Annotated in this window: 12 protein-coding genes; 10 read left to right on the forward strand and 2 right to left on the reverse strand. The window is 63.3% G+C overall.

Going from position 1 to position 17,830, the window contains the following annotated elements:
• Window positions 1-4: 4 nt before the first annotated feature.
• The 3 genes from C6558_RS20020 to C6558_RS20030 all read left to right on the forward strand — a co-directional run bounded on the left by C6558_RS20020 (window position 5) and on the right by C6558_RS20030 (window position 3,556).
• Window positions 5-1,195, forward strand: a complete 1,191-nt coding sequence (locus C6558_RS20020) for an amino acid ABC transporter permease (RefSeq protein ID WP_084815192.1) — start codon at window positions 5-7, stop codon at window positions 1,193-1,195.
• Window positions 1,192-2,265 carry an amino acid ABC transporter permease gene (locus C6558_RS20025; protein WP_107027626.1) on the forward strand — a complete coding sequence of 358 codons (1,074 nt, stop codon included), beginning with the start codon at window positions 1,192-1,194 and terminating at the stop codon, window positions 2,263-2,265. Before C6558_RS20020 ends, C6558_RS20025 begins: the two co-directional genes overlap by 4 nt.
• Window positions 2,266-2,347: 82 nt before the next feature.
• Entirely contained in the window at window positions 2,348-3,556 is a 1,209-nt protein-coding gene (locus C6558_RS20030) for a TIGR03862 family flavoprotein (RefSeq protein WP_107027627.1), read from the forward strand.
• 127 nt (window positions 3,557-3,683) lie between these two features.
• Here the strand turns inward: C6558_RS20030 and C6558_RS20035 are convergent, their stop codons facing one another.
• Window positions 3,684-5,498: an ABC transporter ATP-binding protein gene (locus C6558_RS20035; protein WP_107027628.1), complete on the reverse strand. Its 1,815-nt coding sequence runs from the start codon at window positions 5,496-5,498 to the stop codon at window positions 3,684-3,686.
• Window positions 5,499-6,004: 506 nt separating this feature from the next.
• Between C6558_RS20035 and C6558_RS20040 the strand changes: the two genes are divergently transcribed.
• From C6558_RS20040 to C6558_RS20070, 7 genes are all read left to right on the forward strand, one after another.
• Window positions 6,005-7,354, forward strand: a complete 1,350-nt coding sequence (locus C6558_RS20040; protein WP_146160897.1) for an ABC transporter substrate-binding protein — start codon at window positions 6,005-6,007, stop codon at window positions 7,352-7,354.
• Entirely contained in the window at window positions 7,354-9,258 is a 1,905-nt protein-coding gene (locus C6558_RS20045; RefSeq protein WP_245449187.1) for an ATP-binding protein, read from the forward strand. The genes C6558_RS20040 and C6558_RS20045 overlap by 1 nt, the downstream gene beginning before the upstream one ends.
• A complete protein-coding gene (locus C6558_RS20050; protein ID WP_025428383.1) occupies window positions 9,255-10,595 on the forward strand; it encodes a sigma-54 dependent transcriptional regulator in 1,341 nt (446 codons plus the stop codon). The genes C6558_RS20045 and C6558_RS20050 overlap by 4 nt, the downstream gene beginning before the upstream one ends.
• 162 nt (window positions 10,596-10,757) lie before the next feature.
• Window positions 10,758-12,077, forward strand: coding sequence for an ABC transporter substrate-binding protein (locus C6558_RS20055; protein WP_057224052.1), 1,320 nt, complete (start codon window positions 10,758-10,760; stop codon window positions 12,075-12,077).
• A gap of 217 nt (window positions 12,078-12,294) precedes the next feature.
• A complete protein-coding gene (locus tag C6558_RS20060) occupies window positions 12,295-14,004 on the forward strand; it encodes an iron ABC transporter permease (RefSeq protein ID WP_107027630.1) in 1,710 nt (569 codons plus the stop codon).
• 18 nt (window positions 14,005-14,022) lie between these two features.
• Window positions 14,023-15,123: an ABC transporter ATP-binding protein gene (locus C6558_RS20065; protein WP_057224048.1), complete on the forward strand. Its 1,101-nt coding sequence runs from the start codon at window positions 14,023-14,025 to the stop codon at window positions 15,121-15,123.
• A 91-nt stretch (window positions 15,124-15,214) separates the two neighbouring features.
• A complete protein-coding gene (locus C6558_RS20070) occupies window positions 15,215-15,874 on the forward strand; it encodes a histidine phosphatase family protein (RefSeq protein WP_107027631.1) in 660 nt (219 codons plus the stop codon).
• Between the two features lie 95 nt (window positions 15,875-15,969).
• Here the strand turns inward: C6558_RS20070 and C6558_RS20075 are convergent, their stop codons facing one another.
• Complete coding sequence (locus C6558_RS20075; protein ID WP_025428378.1) at window positions 15,970-17,754, reverse strand: diguanylate cyclase; 1,785 nt, start codon at window positions 17,752-17,754, stop codon at window positions 15,970-15,972.
• Window positions 17,755-17,830 lie beyond the last annotated feature (76 nt).

Consider the following 17,830-nt stretch of genomic DNA (forward strand, 5'->3'; position numbering starts at 1 on the left):
TGCGATGACATCCACTCTTCAACCGGGCCCGCTAGGGCCCGGACTTCCCTCGCGGTTGCGCACCTGGCTCGGCCCCTCGCCCTTTCAACAGATCGTCCTGTTTATCGGCGTGCTGGGGATCTTTGCGCTCTTCGGCTCCAACACCGTCGACAGCATGCAACGCATGGGCCTCACTCCGGGTTTCGGCTTTCTCTTCCATCAGGCGAATTTCGAAATCGGCGAAACCGTGCTTCCCTATTCGGCGGGAGACACCTACGCCCGCGCGCTTGCGGCGGGCCTAGCCAACACCGTCAAGGTCGCCGTCGTCGGCTGTGTGCTCGCCACGTTTCTTGGCGTTGCCCTTGGCATCGCCCGGCTGTCGGGTAACCTGTTGCTGGCAACCTTCGTTCATGCCTATGTCGAACTGCTGCGCAACACGCCGCTGCTGCTGCAGCTCTTCCTCTGGAGCGCGATCATCCATGCGCTACCGCCGCCGCGCGGCGCCTATCTCTTCCTGGAAAGCGTCTATCTCAGCAATCGCGGTGTCTATGTCCCGTCCATTTCGCTACACGGCCTCTCCTGGGCGATCTGGCTGCCGGCCATCCTGTTGACGGCTTACGCGTCGCTGTCGCTCGCCCGGCGCCTGCTGACAGGTGCGACCTTCTATATGCCGAAGGCAACCATGACCGTGTTCGGTTCGCTGGTCGTCTGCACGCTCGCGCTCACCTCTTTCGGCCTCGCTGCCACCATCGATCTGCCAGCCAAGGGCGGCTTCAATATCAAGGGCGGCCTGTCGCTGACGCCGGAATTCTTCGCGCTCTTGATCGGCTTGGTCGTCAACGCGTCCGCCTCGATCTCCGAAATCGTGCGGAGCGGCATCCAGTCGGTAAAATCGGGCCAATGGGAAGCGGCGCGTGCGCTGGGCCTGAAGCCGGCGCAGATCATGCGTCTCGTCGTCTTGCCGCAGGCGTTGCGTGTCATCACGCCGTTGATGATCTCAAGCTTTCTCGACCTCACCAAGAATTCCAGCCTCGCGGTGGCGATCGGCTATCCCGATATCGTCAGCGTCGCCAACACCACCGCCAACACCACCGGCCAGGCGCTGGAAGCGATCTGCATCATCGCCGCCGTCTATCTCACCCTGAGCCTCTCGGTGTCGGCACTGATGAACTTCTACAACAGCCGCATTGTCCTTCGCGGGGAGACACGGCGATGAGCCATATCGAACTGCCACCACCTGTTGCGCCGGACTGGCATCGCTGGCGAAGCGGCCTCTTCGGCGGTTGGGGTAACAGCCTCATCACGCTCGCTACCCTCGGCGTCTTTGTCTGGTTTCTCCAACCTTTCCTCCGTTGGGCAATTTTCGATGCGGTATGGACGGGAACCGCGACAGATTGTGCGGTTGACGGGGTCGGCGCCTGCTGGGCTTTCATCGGCGCCAAGCTGCGTTTCATCCTCTTCGCGTTCTTTCCACCGGTGCTGCAATGGCGCCCCGCCCTTGTGGTTGTAACCGTGCTCGCCCTACTGGTGCTATCCGCCCTACCGCGGTTCTGGAGTTTCCGGCTTGTGCCGCTGTGGATCGCCGCACTCGTCTTGAGCTGGCTTTTGATGGCGGGAACGTTGACGCCACCAGTGGTGTCGACCAACAATTGGGGCGGGCTGCCGATCACGCTGGTCGTCTCGATCGCCGGCCTCGCCTTCGCATTCCCGATCGCGCTCCTGCTGGCTCTTGCCCGACAATCGAGCATGGGGATCGTCCGGACGCTAGCGATCACCTTTATCGAGACGCTGCGCGGGGTGCCGATGATAGCAGTGCTCTATGTCGCCATGCTGATCGTTCCGCTCGCCCTGCCGAGCGGGGCCGCCATCGACAAGTTGTTGCGCGCACAGATCGGCGTAACGCTGTTCTTCTCGGCCTATCTCGCCGAAGTCATCCGCGCCGGCCTACAGGTGGTGCCGTGGGGCCAGCGGGAGGCAGCACTTTCCCTTGGTCTGGGCTATGTCCAGACGATCCGCCTCGTTGTCCTTCCCCAGGCGCTTCGCGCCGTCATCCCGGCGATCGTCAATCTTTCGATCGGCATCGTGCTCAACACGTCGCTTTTGGCGGTGATCGGCATCTACGACCTCTTGAATGCGGCAAGGACCTCGGCCACGGATCCGACCTGGCTCGGCTTCTATACCGAAGCCTATGTCTTCGCCGCCGCGGTCTATTTCATCATCTGCTTTGCCGGCTCGCGCTACAGCATCTGGCTCGAGAAACGTCTGAACGCCGCGAGCAGGCATTGAAGCGCGCCCTTCGCCCCGCCTTGCGCGAGGCGCCGTGACGGGCCAAGAGTCCCCGTAACGGAATCGGACGCCGGACGGGCACATGAAACGAAGCGAAATCGCGATCATCGGCGGCGGGCCGAGCGGGCTGATGGCGGCAGAGATCCTGTCTATGCAGAACCATTCGGTGACGGTCTACGACAGCATGCCGACCGTTGCGCGCAAGTTTCTGCTTGCCGGCAAGTCCGGCCTCAATATCACCCATTCCGAGGATTTCGAGCGCTTTGCCGATCGCTTCGGCGCCGCGTCGCAACAGTTGCGCCCGGCACTCGACGCTTTCACGCCCGCGGACGTGCGCGTCTGGGCGGAAGGTCTCGGGACCGAAACCTTCGTCGGCTCGTCCGGCCGGGTATTTCCGAAGGCGATGAAGGCCTCACCGCTGCTGCGCGCCTGGATCAAGAGGCTTGAGGCGCAGGGCGTGCGGATCCTGACGCGGCACCGATGGACTGGCTTTGCCGGTCAGACACTGACCTTCGACACGCCGGATGGGCATAAGACCGTCCACAGCGATGCCACGCTTCTCGCACTCGGCGGGGCAAGCTACCCGCGCCTCGGGTCGGACGCCGGATGGGCGACGGCTCTGAGAGACGCCGGCGTCGATGTCACCGACTTCCGCCCAGCCAATTGTGGCTTCGATGTCGACTGGAGCGATGCGTTCCGTGAGCGCTTTGCCGGCGAAGCGCTGAAATCGGTGACGGCGACTTCAGAGGCAGGCACGATCCCCGGCGAATTCGTCATCACCCGTCACGGTATTGAGGGCAGCCTCGTCTATGCCCATGCGGCGCATTTGCGCGACCGTCTGGAGATGCAGCGCTCTGCGGCATTGTCAATCGATCTTGCTCCGGGACGAACGGTCGAACGGCTGGCCAAGGACTTGGCGCGCCAAGACGGCAAGATGAGCTTCTCCAATCGCCTGCGCAAAGGCGCGGGGCTGGAGGGTGTCAAATCGGCCTTGCTGCGCGAAATTGTTCCCGACGCCTCCCGGTCTGACCCGAAAGCACTTGCCAACCTCATCAAGGCTCTGCCGATCACCGTCGTACGGCCCCGCCCGATCGCCGAAGCGATCTCAACGGCAGGCGGCGTGCGGTGGAACGCCATGGATGACGCCTATATGCTGAAGGCACTGCCGGGTATTTTCGTCGCCGGCGAGATGGTCGATTGGGAAGCGCCGACCGGCGGTTACCTACTGACGGCCTGTTTCGCGACGGGTCGCGCTGCGGCGCGCGGCATCGTGGCCTGGCTTCAACGGTAGGCAGACGTCATCCGGTTGCAGCCAGCGATCGCTCTTGCCACCCGATGATAGATAGTGAAACGCAAGACGCCGGCACACTCGGGTACCGGCGTCCTTGCATTTCGGCATTTGCGGCTCGCGCCCGATATCAGCTGTCGTTGAGCACCAGGCCCTTGGTCAGTTCCAGCGCCTGGCGCTCGAACAGCCCGCGATAGATGCCGCCGTCGAGACGGATGAGCGCCTCGTGCGTACCTTCTTCCGCGATCCGGCCGTGGCTGAACACCAGCAAACGGTCAAGCGCGCGCACTGTCGACAGCCTGTGCGCGATCACCAGGGTGGTGCGACCCAGCATCAATCGCTCCATCGCCTGCTGGATCAGCACTTCCGATTCCGAATCGAGGCTCGACGTCGCCTCGTCCAGAATGAGGATCGGTGCATCCGCCAGGAAGGCCCGGGCGATGGCGATGCGCTGGCGTTCGCCGCCCGACAGCTTGACCCCGCGTTCGCCCACCAGCGTGCCGTAGCCTTTCGGCAGGCCCGTGATGAAGTCGTGAGCGCTCGCAAGCCTTGCGGCTTTTTCGATCTCCGCTTGCGTGGCCGTCGGCCGGGCATAGGCGATGTTCTCCGCAAGCGAGCGGTGGAACAGGATCGGTTCCTGCTGGACGATCGCGATCTGCTGGCGCAACGAAGCCTGGGCAACGCCGGCGATATCCTGACCGTCGATCCGGATCTGGCCGGACTTCAGGTCATGCAGGCGCTGGATCAGCTTGACGAAGGTCGTCTTGCCCGAGCCGGAATGTCCAACAAGGCCGACACGCTCGCCCGCCGGGATCGTCACCGAGAACCGATCATAGAGCGGCTTGCGATGGGCGCCGTAGTGGAAGGTCACATCGTTGAATTCGATGCGACCGTCGGTGATGCGGATCGGCTTTGCTTCGGCCTTGTCTTCGATACCGAGCGGCTGGGCGTGGATGTCGACCAGCTCTTCCATATCGTTGACGGACCGCTGCAGGTTGCGGATGTGCATGCCCACTTCACGCAGGTAGCCCTGCAGGATGAAGAAGGAGGTCAACACGAAGGTGATATCACCGGCTGTTGCCTGCCCGCGCGACCAGAGAAACAGTGCAAAGCCGATGACCGCCGCCCTAAGAACGAGCAGCAGGGCACCCTGCGTCGTACCGTTCACCGTTCCGCGGACCCAGGTCCGGCCCGTGCGGTCCCGCCATTTGGCCAGCACCTTGACCAGCCGCGCATCCTCGCGCTTTTCGGCCCCGAAGCCTTTGACAACGTTGTTGCAGCTGACGGCATCGGCAAGCGAACCGCCGAGCTTGGTATCCCAGCTGTTGGCCAGGCGTGCCATCGGCGCGACGTAGCCGAGCGACAACGTGACCGTCGCAGCGATGAAGACAAGCGAGCCCACGCCGATGATGACACCCATCATCGGCCAGTACCACGCCATCAAAGCGGTCGAGCCGACCAGCATGATGATCGACGGAAACAACGCGATCAGCAGCGTGTCGTTCAACAGGTCCAGCGCCCACATGCCGCGCGTCACCTTGCGCACCGTCGAGCCGGCAAAGCTGTTGGCATGCCAGTCGGACGAGAAGCGCTGGATGCGGAAGAAGGCCGCCGAGGCAATGTCGGACATCATCCTGAGCGTCAGGTCGACGACACCCATGAAGGTGACATGCCGGAAAATGATGGCACCGAGCGACAGCGCCATCATCGTCCAGAATGCCGCAAGGGCCGCGTCCCAGGCCACCTGGTCGGAGGCAGCACCGGTCACGACCGCGTCGACCAGCCGACCGGAGTAAAGTGGCGTCAGGACATCCGCGAGCGTCGAAAACAGGACGGCACCGAGGATGAAGGCAAGGCGAAGCGGCTGGCGCTTCCAATGAACCCAGGTGAAACCGAGAACGCTGCGGAACGCACCGCCGCGCAAGGCGAAACGAGTAAAAGCCATAACGATTGCCCAATGCCTGGAGCATTGGCCTCAAAATTCAGGTCAATGAAACATGCCGAGAAAGGGAAACTGTTTTCCGATCGGCATCAATGGATTGGTAGCTTCCGCATCGAGGGAAGACCAAAGTCAGCGAGAAAGGTCCTGACTTGCAACTGCTAAAGAGCCCGAAGCCCCCCAGCGTCTCGTTCAGAACTGTACGCCGCCCCGTAGGGAGAAAGAATAAGCTGGCATCTGAAACCTCCCTGATCTGTTGCCGGAAATCGACTTATAGGCGAATCGCCCGCAACCGCCAAGCGAGGAAATCTAGCCATGCCGCCAAAGTGCAACCGGTGCGGCTTGCTTGCAACAGTGTACAAGACGCCCCGGGGTTTACGGCGACACGGTCTTCGTAGCAGAGTAAACCGTCGGCCGATGGCGGGATCAACCCGCCGGGATGGCGATAATGAGGGGGGGACCGCGGCAGCTTTTTTTTAAGAAGAAGCAGGCGCTGGTCGTGGTGGCATGCAGTGTTGAAGTTCCGTTTCGTCATTCTTGCGGCATTGCAACTGCTGGCTTTTGCCGGCCTCAGCATGCCCGTGATCGCTGCGCAGGCAGCCGAAAAACGGGACCTGGTGGTTGTCACCTCCTACCCGCCATCCTTTTTTGAGCCGTTTCGCCGGGCGTTCGAGAAGGCCAATCCCGATATCCGCACGTCGATCGTTCAGCGCAACACGGCAAGCGCGACGCGCTTCGTCATGGAGAAAGCCGATGTGCCGGCCGACATATTCTGGGCCTCGGCGACCGATGCTTTCGAACTCTTGAAGCGCAGCGGCGAACTGCGCCCGATTGCGCCGCGCCACACGGGCGCGGCTGAAAAAGTCTTCGGTTACCCGGTCAACGATCCCGAGGGTTACTATCTCGGCTTTGCGCTCTCCGGTTACGGCTTCGTCTACAATCAGTCCTACCTCGCCCAGAACAAGCTGCCGGTGCCGCGGGACTGGCAGGACCTGCTGAACCCCATCTATTCCGGCCAGATCGGCATCACCACGCCGTCACGGTCGGGCACGACGCATCTGATCGTCGAGGCCTTGCTGCAGACCTATGGATGGGAAAAGGGCTGGGCGATGCTGTCCCAGCTCGGCGGCAATCTATCGACGGTTACCGCGCGCAGTTTCGGCGTTGCGTCCGGTGTCGCCCAAAGGCGCTTCAGCATCGGCATCACCATCGATTTCCTCGCCAATGCGCCAGAATTCGCCGACGCCGGCAATGTGTTCATCCTGCCGCCCGATACCGTGTTCGTGCCGGCCAGCATCGCGATCCTCTCCCGGGCGCGCAATGTTTCCGCCGCCGAGCGCTTCATCGATTTCGTTCTGTCTGAAGACGGCCAGAAGGTGCTGTTGCTGCCCGCCGTCGCCCGCATTCCTCTCAACCCGGCGCTCAACAAGGGACTACTGCCCCAAGAGAGTGATGACGGCCTGTTGAAATACGGCGGTTTCGACGCGGCGTTGTCTGCTCGAAGGTACGGTCTCGTCAACCTGATCTTCGACGACTATATCGTGCGCCGCCGGGCGACGCTTGCCCGGCTCTGGAAAAGGGTGACGGATCTGGAAGCGATCGAAATCGAGGACGCGCAGCAGCGCAGCACGCTTGCGAGAGCCCGGCGTCTGCTGGGCACGCCGCCGCTTTCGGCCAGCGATGTGGAAAACGCCGACGAAGCCCTGAAGGCCGAGTGGCCGCGCAGCATTGCCCGCTCGCCGGCGCATACCGCACTGACGCAGCGGCTGCGCGCCACCATCGAGCGGAACCTGGCGACGGCCGAAATGCTGCTCTCCTCCGTCGGGCGACCGGCGACAGATCTGCAGCCATGGCGGCAGTGATGGGCCAATCGTTAGACCCTGCTGCCGGGATGCGCCGCTGGCGCTTCGGCATCGGCGCGCGCCTGGTCCTTGCCTTCGTCGCGATCGTCGGCCTCGCCGTCGGCGCCTGCCTTGTCGGCTGGCTCTCCTACGAGCGTCTGTCCGGTGAACTGTCGCGGATCGCGGAAGACCAGATGCCGCAACTCGCCTTCGCCTCGAGACTGTCGAAGGCGGGTGCCGACATCGGTTCGGTGACGACGGTTCTCGCAGGCGCTGAGACACGTGCCGAGTACAACGAGATCCGCAGCAGCTACGCGGCGCGCCTGACCACACTGCGCTCGCTGCTTGGGGAAAGCGGCACAAAGTCGGATGCGACCGATCTGCTGCCGCTGGCGGAAGCGATCGGCGAAAACCTCGACAAGATCGACCTTGCCGCCGGCAAGCGCTTTACACTTCGCGAAGCGATGCGCTCCGATACCGACGAACTGCGGTGGGTCCAGGCCGATCTCCTCGAGGAGGCCGATCCGCTCGTCGACGACATTCGCTTCAACATCGAAGCCGAGACGCGCAACGGAAACGGGGCGGCCGCACTTGCGGAGCAGCAAAAGAGCGAGGCGTTGCTGACGGCCGTGTCGCAAGCGAACCTGGCAACCGGGCTGATCGGCCGGCTCGTCAACGCCACCACGCAAGAGGAAATTCAGGAAACCAATGCCTTCCTCGGTGACAGCGCCGACGAACTCGCCAGCCGCATCGCCAGCCTCGATAACTGGCCTGATAGCATCACCGTTCGCCAACTGGCACGCCGCATTCTCGACCAGTCCGACGTTCTGACGGGCATTCCCAACCGCAAGCGCTCGGAAATGATCGAGGCGGCAAAGCTCTCCGAACTTGCCGGCGAAAACGGCCGCCTCGTCGAGGACCTGGGGCGCCGGATCGAAACGGAAGTCGTGACGATCGAGGCCAGCGCCGCCGCCGCCGCCCAACGGGCCGCTGCGGCTATCGAAACGGGGCGCAGCCTGCTCGTCGCCATCGCCATTCTTTCGGTGCTGCTCGCGTCTGCGATCGGCTTCTTCTACGTCTACCGCAATCTGCTCACACGCATCCGGCTTCTTTCGGCAGCCGCCGGCGCGATCAGCAGCGGGCGTCCGGCAACCGCGATCCCCGCACCCGAGGCCGACGAGCTCGGCGATCTCGCCCATGCGCTGGTACTTTTCCGCCAGACGCGCGACGAGTTGATCCAGTCGGCAAAGCTCGCGGCTCTCGGGCAGATGGCGGCCGGCATCGGCCACGAGCTCAACCAGCCGCTGGCAGCCCTTCGGGCGCATATCCATAGCGCCACCACTCTGATCGGGCGAGACAAGGGCGATCAAGCATTGCTCAATCTCGACAAGATGAAGGGACTGACGGGGCGCATGGCCGACCAGATCAGCCATATCCGTCGCTTTGCCCGCCGGCCCGACGCGCAGCTGCGGCCCGTCGATCTCACCGCGGCGGTCCGCGACGCGCTCAGCCTGCTCGAACATCGGTTCGAGGAAGAGGCTGTCGAAATACAACTGCGCCTGCCGGAAGGCGCCGCAGTCCTTGTCATGGCCGAACCGGTGCGGCTCGAACAGGTGGCGGTCAATCTCATCGGCAACGCCTTGGATGCCGTTAAAGACAGGCCCGTTCGCCAGGTAAACGCAATGATCGAAAGGGTCGGTACCGATGCCCGCCTTGTCGTCGGCGATAGCGGAACCGGTATTGCTGCTGCCGATGTCGGCGCGGTTTTCGATCCCTTCTTCACCACCAAGCCGGTCGGTTCCGGCCTCGGACTTGGCCTCTCCATTTCCTACAACATCGTCAAGGATTTCGGTGGCGAGATATCGATCCTTGAAACCAGTGCGGACGGCACGCAATTCCTCGTATCCTTGAAAGGCCCGGAATGACGTTGGACCCGGATATCATCCTGATCGACGACGATGCCAGCGTGCTTGAAGCCTGCTGTCAGGTGCTCGAACTGGAAGACCTCAGCGTATCGCCGCACGGCTCGGTGACATCGGCGCTCGCCGGCCTTCGCGCCGACAGCCGCGCCGTTATCGTTTCCGACGTGCGCATGCCGGATCACGATGGCTTCGATCTGGTCGCCGCCGTGCGCAAGATCGACCAGGAGATCCCGATCATCCTGATGTCCGGGCACGGCGATATCCCGATGGCGCTTCGCGCCATGCGCGACGGCGCCTGGGATTTTCTGGAGAAGCCCGCCGATCCGATGCATCTCATCGAAACCGTACGCCGCGCCCGCGACCATCGCCGCCTGCTTCTCGAAAACCGGCGGCTGCGGCTGTCGGTGGACGACGACGGTTGGGAAACGCGCCTGATCGGACATTCCGGACCGATGGTTGCGCTGCGGGAGAAACTCAAGCGCATCGCGGCCGCGACAACCGACGCGCTCATCATCGGCGATACCGGCACAGGCAAGGAAGTGACGGCGCGCGCGCTGCACGATTTCAGCGGGCGCAAGGGGCGTTTCGTCGCCGTCAATTGCGGCGCCATTCCCGAAACCATGCTGGAATCCGAACTCTTCGGCCATGAGGCCGGGGCCTTTACCGGTGCGCGCGAGAAGCGCATCGGCAAGATCGAGTATGCCGACGGTGGTACGCTGTTTCTCGACGAGATCGAATCGATGCCGCTTGCCGCCCAGGTGCGGCTGCTGCGCGTACTGCAGGAGCGCGTCATCGAACGGCTCGGCTCCAACGTCGAGCTGCCGGTTGACATGCGCGTCGTGGCGGCGACCAAGGCGGATCTGCATGCGGCGGCCAAAAAGGGCGATTTCCGTGAAGACCTTGCCTACCGCCTCGACATCGCCCGTGTGGAGCTGCCGTCACTGGCGCAACGCAAGGGCGACGTCGGCCTCTTGTTCCAGCATTTCCTCGGCCTCGCCGCCAAACGACAGGGCCGCACCCCGCCGCGGGTGAGCGCCGAACTTCTGGCCGAACTCAATGGCAGGTCATGGCCGGGCAACGTTCGCGAACTGCGCAACGTCGCGGAGCGCTTCGTGCTCGGGCTTGAAGACCGCTCCGATATCGACCGGGCAGCGGCAGGCGGCGAGACGTTGGAGGTGCAGATGGACCGCCTCGAGCGCGCCATCCTTCTCGACAGCCTCGCCAGGCACGACGGCCGCGTCGGCGCGACGGCCGATGCGCTCGGCATCTCCCGCAAGACGCTCTACCTCAAGATGCGCAAATTCGATATTGCCGCCCAGGGCGATGGCGAAGCCGGCTGATGTTACCGGTTTGACCCCGTCCTTTTGCGAGGTTGTTACCTTTTTTACCCATCAGCCGACAAAGAACTGCTGATTTCCGGCGGTTTTCAATCTGGCACGGTGCTTGCTCTCAATAGATCGGACACCAAACAAGCGGTGTCCCTATTGGGAGGAGATACCTATATGTTGAAGACCATTGCTGCGGCGATGCTGATGTCGGCTGCCTTCGTCGTGACGGTTTACGCCCAGGACGGCGGGAAAGTCACGATCGTCACGTCGTTTTCCAAGGATGTGACCGATCCGTTCAAGGCGGGCTTCGAAGCGGCCAACCCCGGCTTCACCCTCGACGTCCAGAACAAGAGCACGAGCTCGGGCGTCAAATACATCGATGAAACCAAGGTGAACAACCAGGTCGACCTGTTCTGGGCATCGGCCCCGGACGCATTCGACAGCCTCAAGAGCCGCGAGCTGCTCGCCAAGTTCACGCCTTCGGTCACCGGCCTTCCTGAAAAGGTCGGCTCCTACCCCGTCAACGACAAGGACGGCTATTACTTCGGCTTTGCCGCCTCCGGTTACGGCATTATGTCGAACGATCGCTATCTCGAAGCCAACGATCTGCCGAAGCCGGTCGAGTGGAGCGACCTGACCAAGCCCGAATACCACGATCACATCGCGATTGCTGCGCCCTCGCGTTCGGGCACGACCCACCTGACGATCGAGACGATCCTGCAGGGCGAAGGCTGGGACAAGGGCTGGGCGACGCTGAAGGGTATCGGCGGCAACCTGCAGCAGGTCACCGAGCGTTCGTTCGGCGTTCCTGACGCGGTCAACTCCGGCCAGACCGGCATCGGCATCGTCATCGACTTCTTCGCCTTCTCGGCACAGGCAAGCGGCTTCCCTGTCAGCTTCGCCTACCCGTCGGTCACGACGGTCGTTCCGGCCAATATCGGCATCGTTGCCAATGCGCCGAACCAGGCCGGTGCTGAAGCCTTCGTCAACTACCTGCTTTCGGAAAAGGGCCAGGCCGTTCTGCTCGAACCGGCGATCCGTCGTCTGCCAATCAACCCGGCCCTCTACGAAAAGGCACCGGAAGGCTTCCCGAATCCCTACAAGGATCCGCGCTTCCAGTCGATGATCACGTTCGATTCCGACGTTTCGAAGAAGCGCACCGACGTCGTCGACACGCTCTACGATCAGCTGATCTCGTTCCAGCTCGACAACATCAAGGGCGCCACCAAGGCGATCCACGAAGCCGAAAAGGCAGTTGCCGCCAACGAACAGGCTCCCGCACGCGCTTTGCTGACGGAAGCCCACGCGCTGATCGCGGCCATGCCGATCACTGCCGACGAAGCTGCCAGCCAGCAGATCCGCGACGCCTTCACCGGCGGCGAGGAAAAGACCGCCCGCCAGGCGGAACTCGAGCAGAAATGGGCCGCCTTTGCGACCGAGAAGTACGCCGCCGCCAAGGCCAAGGCCGAGGAAGCGCTGGCTCTCGTCGACTGACGCCGGCTTAAAAAGCCGCCTGCCCCGGCGGGCGGCCATCCCCGAAAACCATGCCTTCGCCAAGCCTGACGCGCCTGCCGGTCGGCTCTCAGTGATCCGAACCGATCATGAAGCAACCGCGCAGCAGCCGACAGCGTTGCTGCGACCCCAGCGATCCAGAGGCGCAGGGGCGCCGCAAGCGCGTCAGGCTTGTCGACCAAAATCCGGAGTCTGCCCCATGGCGCTCGTTCAATCCATTCCCATAAGACGCGTTTCGGCCAAGCCCGGACAGATCTTTGCGATCTCGCTGATCGCGCTTTTCCTCGCCATCTTCCTGGTCATCCCGGCCGGTACGGTGATCTATACCGCCTTCACCGAAAAGGGCACCGGCGCGTTGACGATCGTCAACTTTGTCGACTTCTTCAACACCGATCTGTTCCGGCGGTCGTTCTTCAACTCCGTCTACGTCTCCGGCATGTCGGTGGTCTGGGCAAGCGCCATCGCGCTGCCGCTCGCGGTTTTGACCACGCGCTTCGACTTCCGCGGCTCGCTGATCATCCAGACGCTCGGCTTCGTGCCGCTGATCATGCCGCCATTCGTCGGTGCGGTCGCCATGCAGCTGCTGTTCGGCCGCAACGGCACCGTCAACCTCATCCTGAATGACTGGTTCGGCATCCGCATTCCCTTCATGGAAGGCCTGAACGGCGTCATCTTCGTGCAGTCGCTGCACTATTTCCCCTTCATCCTCATCAATCTGTCGACCAGCCTGCGCAACATCGACCGCTCGATGGAAGAAGCAGCCCAGAACCTCGGCTCGTCCGGCTTCCGGCTGTTCCGCCGCGTCGTCTTCCCGCTGGCAATGCCCGGCTATCTCGCCGGCGCTTCGCTGGTCTTCGTCAAGGTCTTCGACGACCTGGCAACGCCGCTGCTTCTCAACGTCAAGGACATGCTGGCGCCCCAGGCTTACCTCCGCGTCACTTCGGTCGGCCTCACCGATCCGATGGGCTATGTCATCTCGGTCATCCTCATCACCGTCTCGATCTTCGCCATGTGGCTGTCAGCGATCGCTATGCGCGGCAAGGACTATTCGACGACGCAGCGCGGCGGCGGTGGTCTTTCCCGTCGCAAGCTGAGCCGCGGTGAGAGCGTCATAGCCTATGGCGTCGTCGGCCTGATCCTGCTGCTCGTGCTGTCGCCGCATATCGGCTTGCTTCTGCTGTCGCTTGCAACCGTGTGGTCGTTCAGCCCGTTGCCGGACGCCTATACGGTCGCGCACTACGGCCGCGTCTTCGGCGAAAGCTCGCTCTACATCAAGAACACGCTGATCTACGCCAGCCTCGCCGGCCTGATCGACGTGGTCATCGGTGGCGCCATCGCCTATCTCGTGCTGCGAACCAAGGTCGTCGGCCGTCGCTGGCTCGACTGGGCGGCAACCGCCGCACTCGCCATCCCCGGCGTCGTGCTCGGCATCGGCTACCTCCGCACCTTCTACGGCATCACGCTGCCGGATGGTACGCCGCTTGCGACGCTCTGGGTCATGGTGGTGCTGGCACTCGCCATCCGTCGTCTGCCCTACGCGCTCAGAGCCTGCTACGCCGCATTGCAGCAGGTGTCGGAATCGCTGGAGGAGGCCGCCGAAAACCTCGGCGCCACCAAGCAGCGAACGATCCGGCGCATTGTCCTGCCTTTGATGACGGGTGGTCTGCTCGCCGGCTTCGTCACCAGCTTTTCGACAGCCGCCGTCGAACTGTCGGCAACCCTGATGCTGATCCAGAGCAACTCGGACGCACCGATCGCCTACGGGCTCTACGTCTTCATGCAATCGCCGGCGGGTCGTGGCCCGGGTGCAGCCCTCGGCGTCATCGCCGTCATCATGGTCGCACTCTGCACCCTGCTCTCGCACTACGTCATCGAGCGGCGCCAGAAGGCGCTCGGCATGACGAAATAGAAACTCGGGAGGAACACTATGACTGTCAACATCAACAGCGCAGCGCTCGCGGTTAGCCCCGCCAAGGCGATCAGCATCAGCGACGTCAATCTCTACTACGGCGCGCTCCACGTGCTGAAGGATATCAACCTGGAGATCCAACCGGGCGAGTTCTTCGCCTTTCTCGGCCCGTCCGGCTGCGGCAAGACCACGCTTCTCAGGCTGATCGCCGGCTTCAACAATGCCCGGCAGGGCAAGGTCGTCATCGGCGGCCAGGACGTGCTCGACATGCCGCCGTGGAAGCGGGACATCGGCATGGTCTTCCAGTCCTACGCGCTCTGGCCGCATATGACGGTGGCCGCCAATGTTGCCTTCGGCCTGGAAGAGCGTCGCCTGCCGCGCGCGGAGGTCGAACGCCGGGTCCAGGCGGCACTCGAACTCGTCGGGCTGAAACATCTCGCCGATCGCCGCCCGTCGCAGCTCTCCGGCGGACAGCAGCAGCGCGTCGCACTTGCCCGCACCATCGCAATCGAACCGAAGGTGCTTCTGCTCGACGAGCCGCTCTCCAACCTCGACGCCAAGATGCGCGTCGAAGTCCGGCGGGAGCTGCGCGACCTGCAGCAGCGGCTGAAGTTGACGACGATCTTCGTCACCCACGATCAGGAGGAGGCCAACACCGTCTGCGACCGTATCGCCGTCTTCAATGAAGGGCGCATCCAGCAGGTGGGAACGCCGATGGGCCTCTATGAGAAGCCCGCCAACCTGTTCGTCGCCAACTTCCTCGGCACCGCCAACATCCTTGACGGCACCGTCTCGGGTTCCGGCACGCAGCGCACGTTCGAGGTTGCAGGCGCCGGCTCGATCCCGATCCCGGCAGGGGCGTCGGTACCGGCGGGCGCCAAGCTCGTCTTCCGGCCGCAATATGCGACGCTCGCCACGCTGGAGCCGGGTGCCGTCGCCTTGACCGGCACGATCGCGCATCGCGAATTCCTGGGCGCCACCGTCCGCTACGGCGTGCAGGTCGGAACGGCCACGGTGCTGATCGACGCACCGTTCCATTCCGGCGGCTCTCTGCTAGAGACCGGAGCCACGACGACACTCGGCCTCAAGCCGTCCTCGGCGCTTTGGCTTGCCGAGTAAGCAACCAGGCACCCGCCGGCCGTCGGTCGGCGGGTGTCCTTCTTTCTTTTTTTCATGTCGGTGCGCCGCGCCGTCGAACTTCGAGCATGTCATGACCTCCCATTTGCCAAACATCATCCTCATCCGCCACGGCGAAACCCAATGGAATGTCGCCGGTCGGCTGCAAGGCCGAAAGGACACGCCGTTGACGGCAAACGGTGTCCGGCAGGCGCTCGCCGTCGGGCTGCGGCTGGCGGAAAGAATTGCCGGCGAGACGAAACTCAAATTCTGGGTTAGCCCGCTTGGGCGCGCGCGCCAGACGGCGTCGATCCTTGCCGACACATGGTCTGTTCCCTTCGAGCAATTCACCCATGACGAGGCACTGGTGGAAAGGGCCTACGGCTCCTGGGAAGGGCGCGCGCACGATGAGATCGAGAGGGATCTCGCGCACGAATATGAGGCGCATAGCGCCGAACCGTGGGATTACGCCATGCCCGGCGGCGAAAGCCGCACCACGCTCGACGGCCGCCTGCTCGCCTGGCTCGCCACCCTCGACCACGAGAATACACACGTGGTGGTGACCCATAGCGGCTGCGTGCGCGCCCTGCGCGGCATCTATACCAAGGCGTCCCGCGAAGAGATCCTCGCCTACCGCGAACCGCAAACGGCCTCGTTCCTGCTTTCGACCGGCCATGAAACCATGATCGGCATTCCGCTCAGCATTCTGCGCGCACTCGGCTGCGAAGGCGTGGGCCGAACCGTCTGGATCTGAACGGCGACGGTCCGACGTTGGCTCGAGCGCGCCCGGCTGCGCGCGCTATCATGCCGCAGCCGTCCAAACCGGAAACGCGCTATTCCAGAAGCGTGCTAGATGACGACCAGCCCTGACGAGCAAACCGTCATGTTCCGCCCCCGCGCCTTGGCGTCGAGCAAGGCGGCATCGGCCCGCGTCAGAAGCGTCGCGACCGTGCCTTCGCGTGGCGACGAGGCAATACCGATCGACACGGACACGGAGCCGAGGATGCGTCCGCGGTGAGAAAGCGGCGTCGTGCCGATCTTGTCGCGCAGGCGCTCGGCGAATTCAAAGCCCGCCGCCTCGCTCATTTCGGGCAGCAGCATCGTGAACTCCTCGCCACCGAAACGATAGGTCGCGCCCAGCTCGCCGGCCGCGTCGAGCATGATCTGCGCAACATACTGCATCACCACATCGCCGGCGTCGTGGCCGAACTCGTCGTTGAAGCGTTTGAAGTGATCAATGTCGATCATGAGGCAAACGAGCGGCCGTCCGGCCCGCTCCCGCAATTGCTTGTTCAGGGCTTCGTCGAGGCAGCGCCGGTTGAGCAGCCCCGTCAATGCGTCGCGGACCGCCAGGTTGGTCAGTTTTTCGCGCAGCTGTAGGTTGGCCACAGCCAGGCCGATATTTTCCGCGATCAGCTCGAGATAAAGCCGCGACGTCTCGACGGCCGGCTGCTCGGGCGAGCGTTCCTCGAAATAGAGCAGACCGATCGTATCGCCCTGAGCGGTCAGCGGCACGCACAGTCCAGCGACATCGCTCTCGTCCAGATGCTGGCAGGCAATATCGCCCTGCCCGCCATTGCTGACATGCGGCCGGCCGCGGCGAAGCCCCCAGCAGGCACTGGAAGGGAAAGTATCGGCCGAATGTTGCGGGTCGAGCCAGGTGCCGACACGCGTCAGCGACGTGCGGTTATCGTTCAGCACATAGAGATGACCGGCAAGGTTGGGGAAGATCTGCGGTGCGAACCGGGCTACGACCTCGGCCAGTTCTTCCTGGATCTGGCACGCCTGCAGCCGATGCATCATTTGCAGGATGAGGTCCTTGGTCTGCTGATCCAGTCGGCGCTCTGCATCGAGCCGGTCCCGCTCCAGCCCGTTGGTGCGAAAGATATGGATCGCCTCGTTCATCTCGCCGATCTCGTCGCGGCGGCGGTCGAGCGGAACTTCCACGTCGTAATCCTGCTTGGCAAGCCGCGTCACGATGCCCGTCATGCGCACCAGCGGCATGGCCACGCGCCGCTTGAGCACGAAATAAAGGACACCGAGGAAGAGCGCCGCAGTCATGGCGAGCATCGTCTTGGCGGCGATGGCGAACCAGTCGCTTCGCTCCTTTGCCTGCTCCAGTGCCGCGCCGGTTCTGGCCTTGGTCAGTTCGCGGAAGCGGACCACCGTTTCAAGCAACGCCGTCTGCAGACGGTCGTGCTCCGGACCGAAGAGCATTTGTTGCGCTTTTGCCTGGTCGCCCTCCTGGTAGGCGGCGATCGCCGAAACCTCGATCTTGTCGAGGGCCTCTACCTCGCGCTCGACCTCCTGAAGTGCCGCCAACTCGGCCGGTGACGCCCCAACCTCCCGCACGTTCTTGATCGCCGCCTCGTGAGCGCGCTCTTCCTCTTCCCTGCCATGGAAGCGTTCGAGATGGCGCAGGTCGCCGCGCATCACGTACAGACGGGCAGCATCGCTCCGTTCCTCAGCGCCGAGCGCAAGATCTTCGCCAAGCGTGTCGAGCACAAGATGCTGCTCGGCCGCCTGCCGCTCCTCGATCGCGCTGTTCGTCGACAGGATGAACGCTACACCGGAAAGTCCGGTCAAAAGGACCGTGACCCCGTAGGCCCAGTTTGTAATCGCATTGATTCTCATGGGATGATCTATAGCCGATGGCGACGGAATAGCCGACATTGGAAAGCGCAGCGAGCGACGCATTTGCCAGAATGTA

The sequence above is a fragment of the Ensifer sp. NM-2 genome (assembly GCF_003024455.1).
Taxonomy (GTDB): Bacteria; Pseudomonadota; Alphaproteobacteria; order Rhizobiales; family Rhizobiaceae; genus Ensifer; species Ensifer canadensis.

Excerpts from the sequence above, each read along its gene's own strand:
- C6558_RS20060 (WP_107027630.1), top strand. The coding sequence starts at position 12,295 with ATGGCGCTCGTTCAATCCATTCCCATAAGACGCGTTTCGGCCAAGCCC.
- C6558_RS20035 (WP_107027628.1), bottom strand. The coding sequence starts at position 5,498 with ATGGCTTTTACTCGTTTCGCCTTGCGCGGCGGTGCGTTCCGCAGCGTT.
- C6558_RS20025 (WP_107027626.1), top strand. The coding sequence starts at position 1,192 with ATGAGCCATATCGAACTGCCACCACCTGTTGCGCCGGACTGGCATCGC.
- C6558_RS20065 (WP_057224048.1), top strand. The coding sequence starts at position 14,023 with ATGACTGTCAACATCAACAGCGCAGCGCTCGCGGTTAGCCCCGCCAAG.
- C6558_RS20030 (WP_107027627.1), top strand. The coding sequence starts at position 2,348 with ATGAAACGAAGCGAAATCGCGATCATCGGCGGCGGGCCGAGCGGGCTG.
- C6558_RS20020 (WP_084815192.1), top strand. The coding sequence starts at position 5 with ATGACATCCACTCTTCAACCGGGCCCGCTAGGGCCCGGACTTCCCTCG.
- C6558_RS20045 (WP_245449187.1), top strand. The coding sequence starts at position 7,354 with ATGGGCCAATCGTTAGACCCTGCTGCCGGGATGCGCCGCTGGCGCTTC.
- C6558_RS20070 (WP_107027631.1), top strand. The coding sequence starts at position 15,215 with ATGACCTCCCATTTGCCAAACATCATCCTCATCCGCCACGGCGAAACC.
- C6558_RS20055 (WP_057224052.1), top strand. The coding sequence starts at position 10,758 with ATGTTGAAGACCATTGCTGCGGCGATGCTGATGTCGGCTGCCTTCGTC.
- C6558_RS20075 (WP_025428378.1), bottom strand. The coding sequence starts at position 17,754 with ATGAGAATCAATGCGATTACAAACTGGGCCTACGGGGTCACGGTCCTT.
- C6558_RS20050 (WP_025428383.1), top strand. The coding sequence starts at position 9,255 with ATGACGTTGGACCCGGATATCATCCTGATCGACGACGATGCCAGCGTG.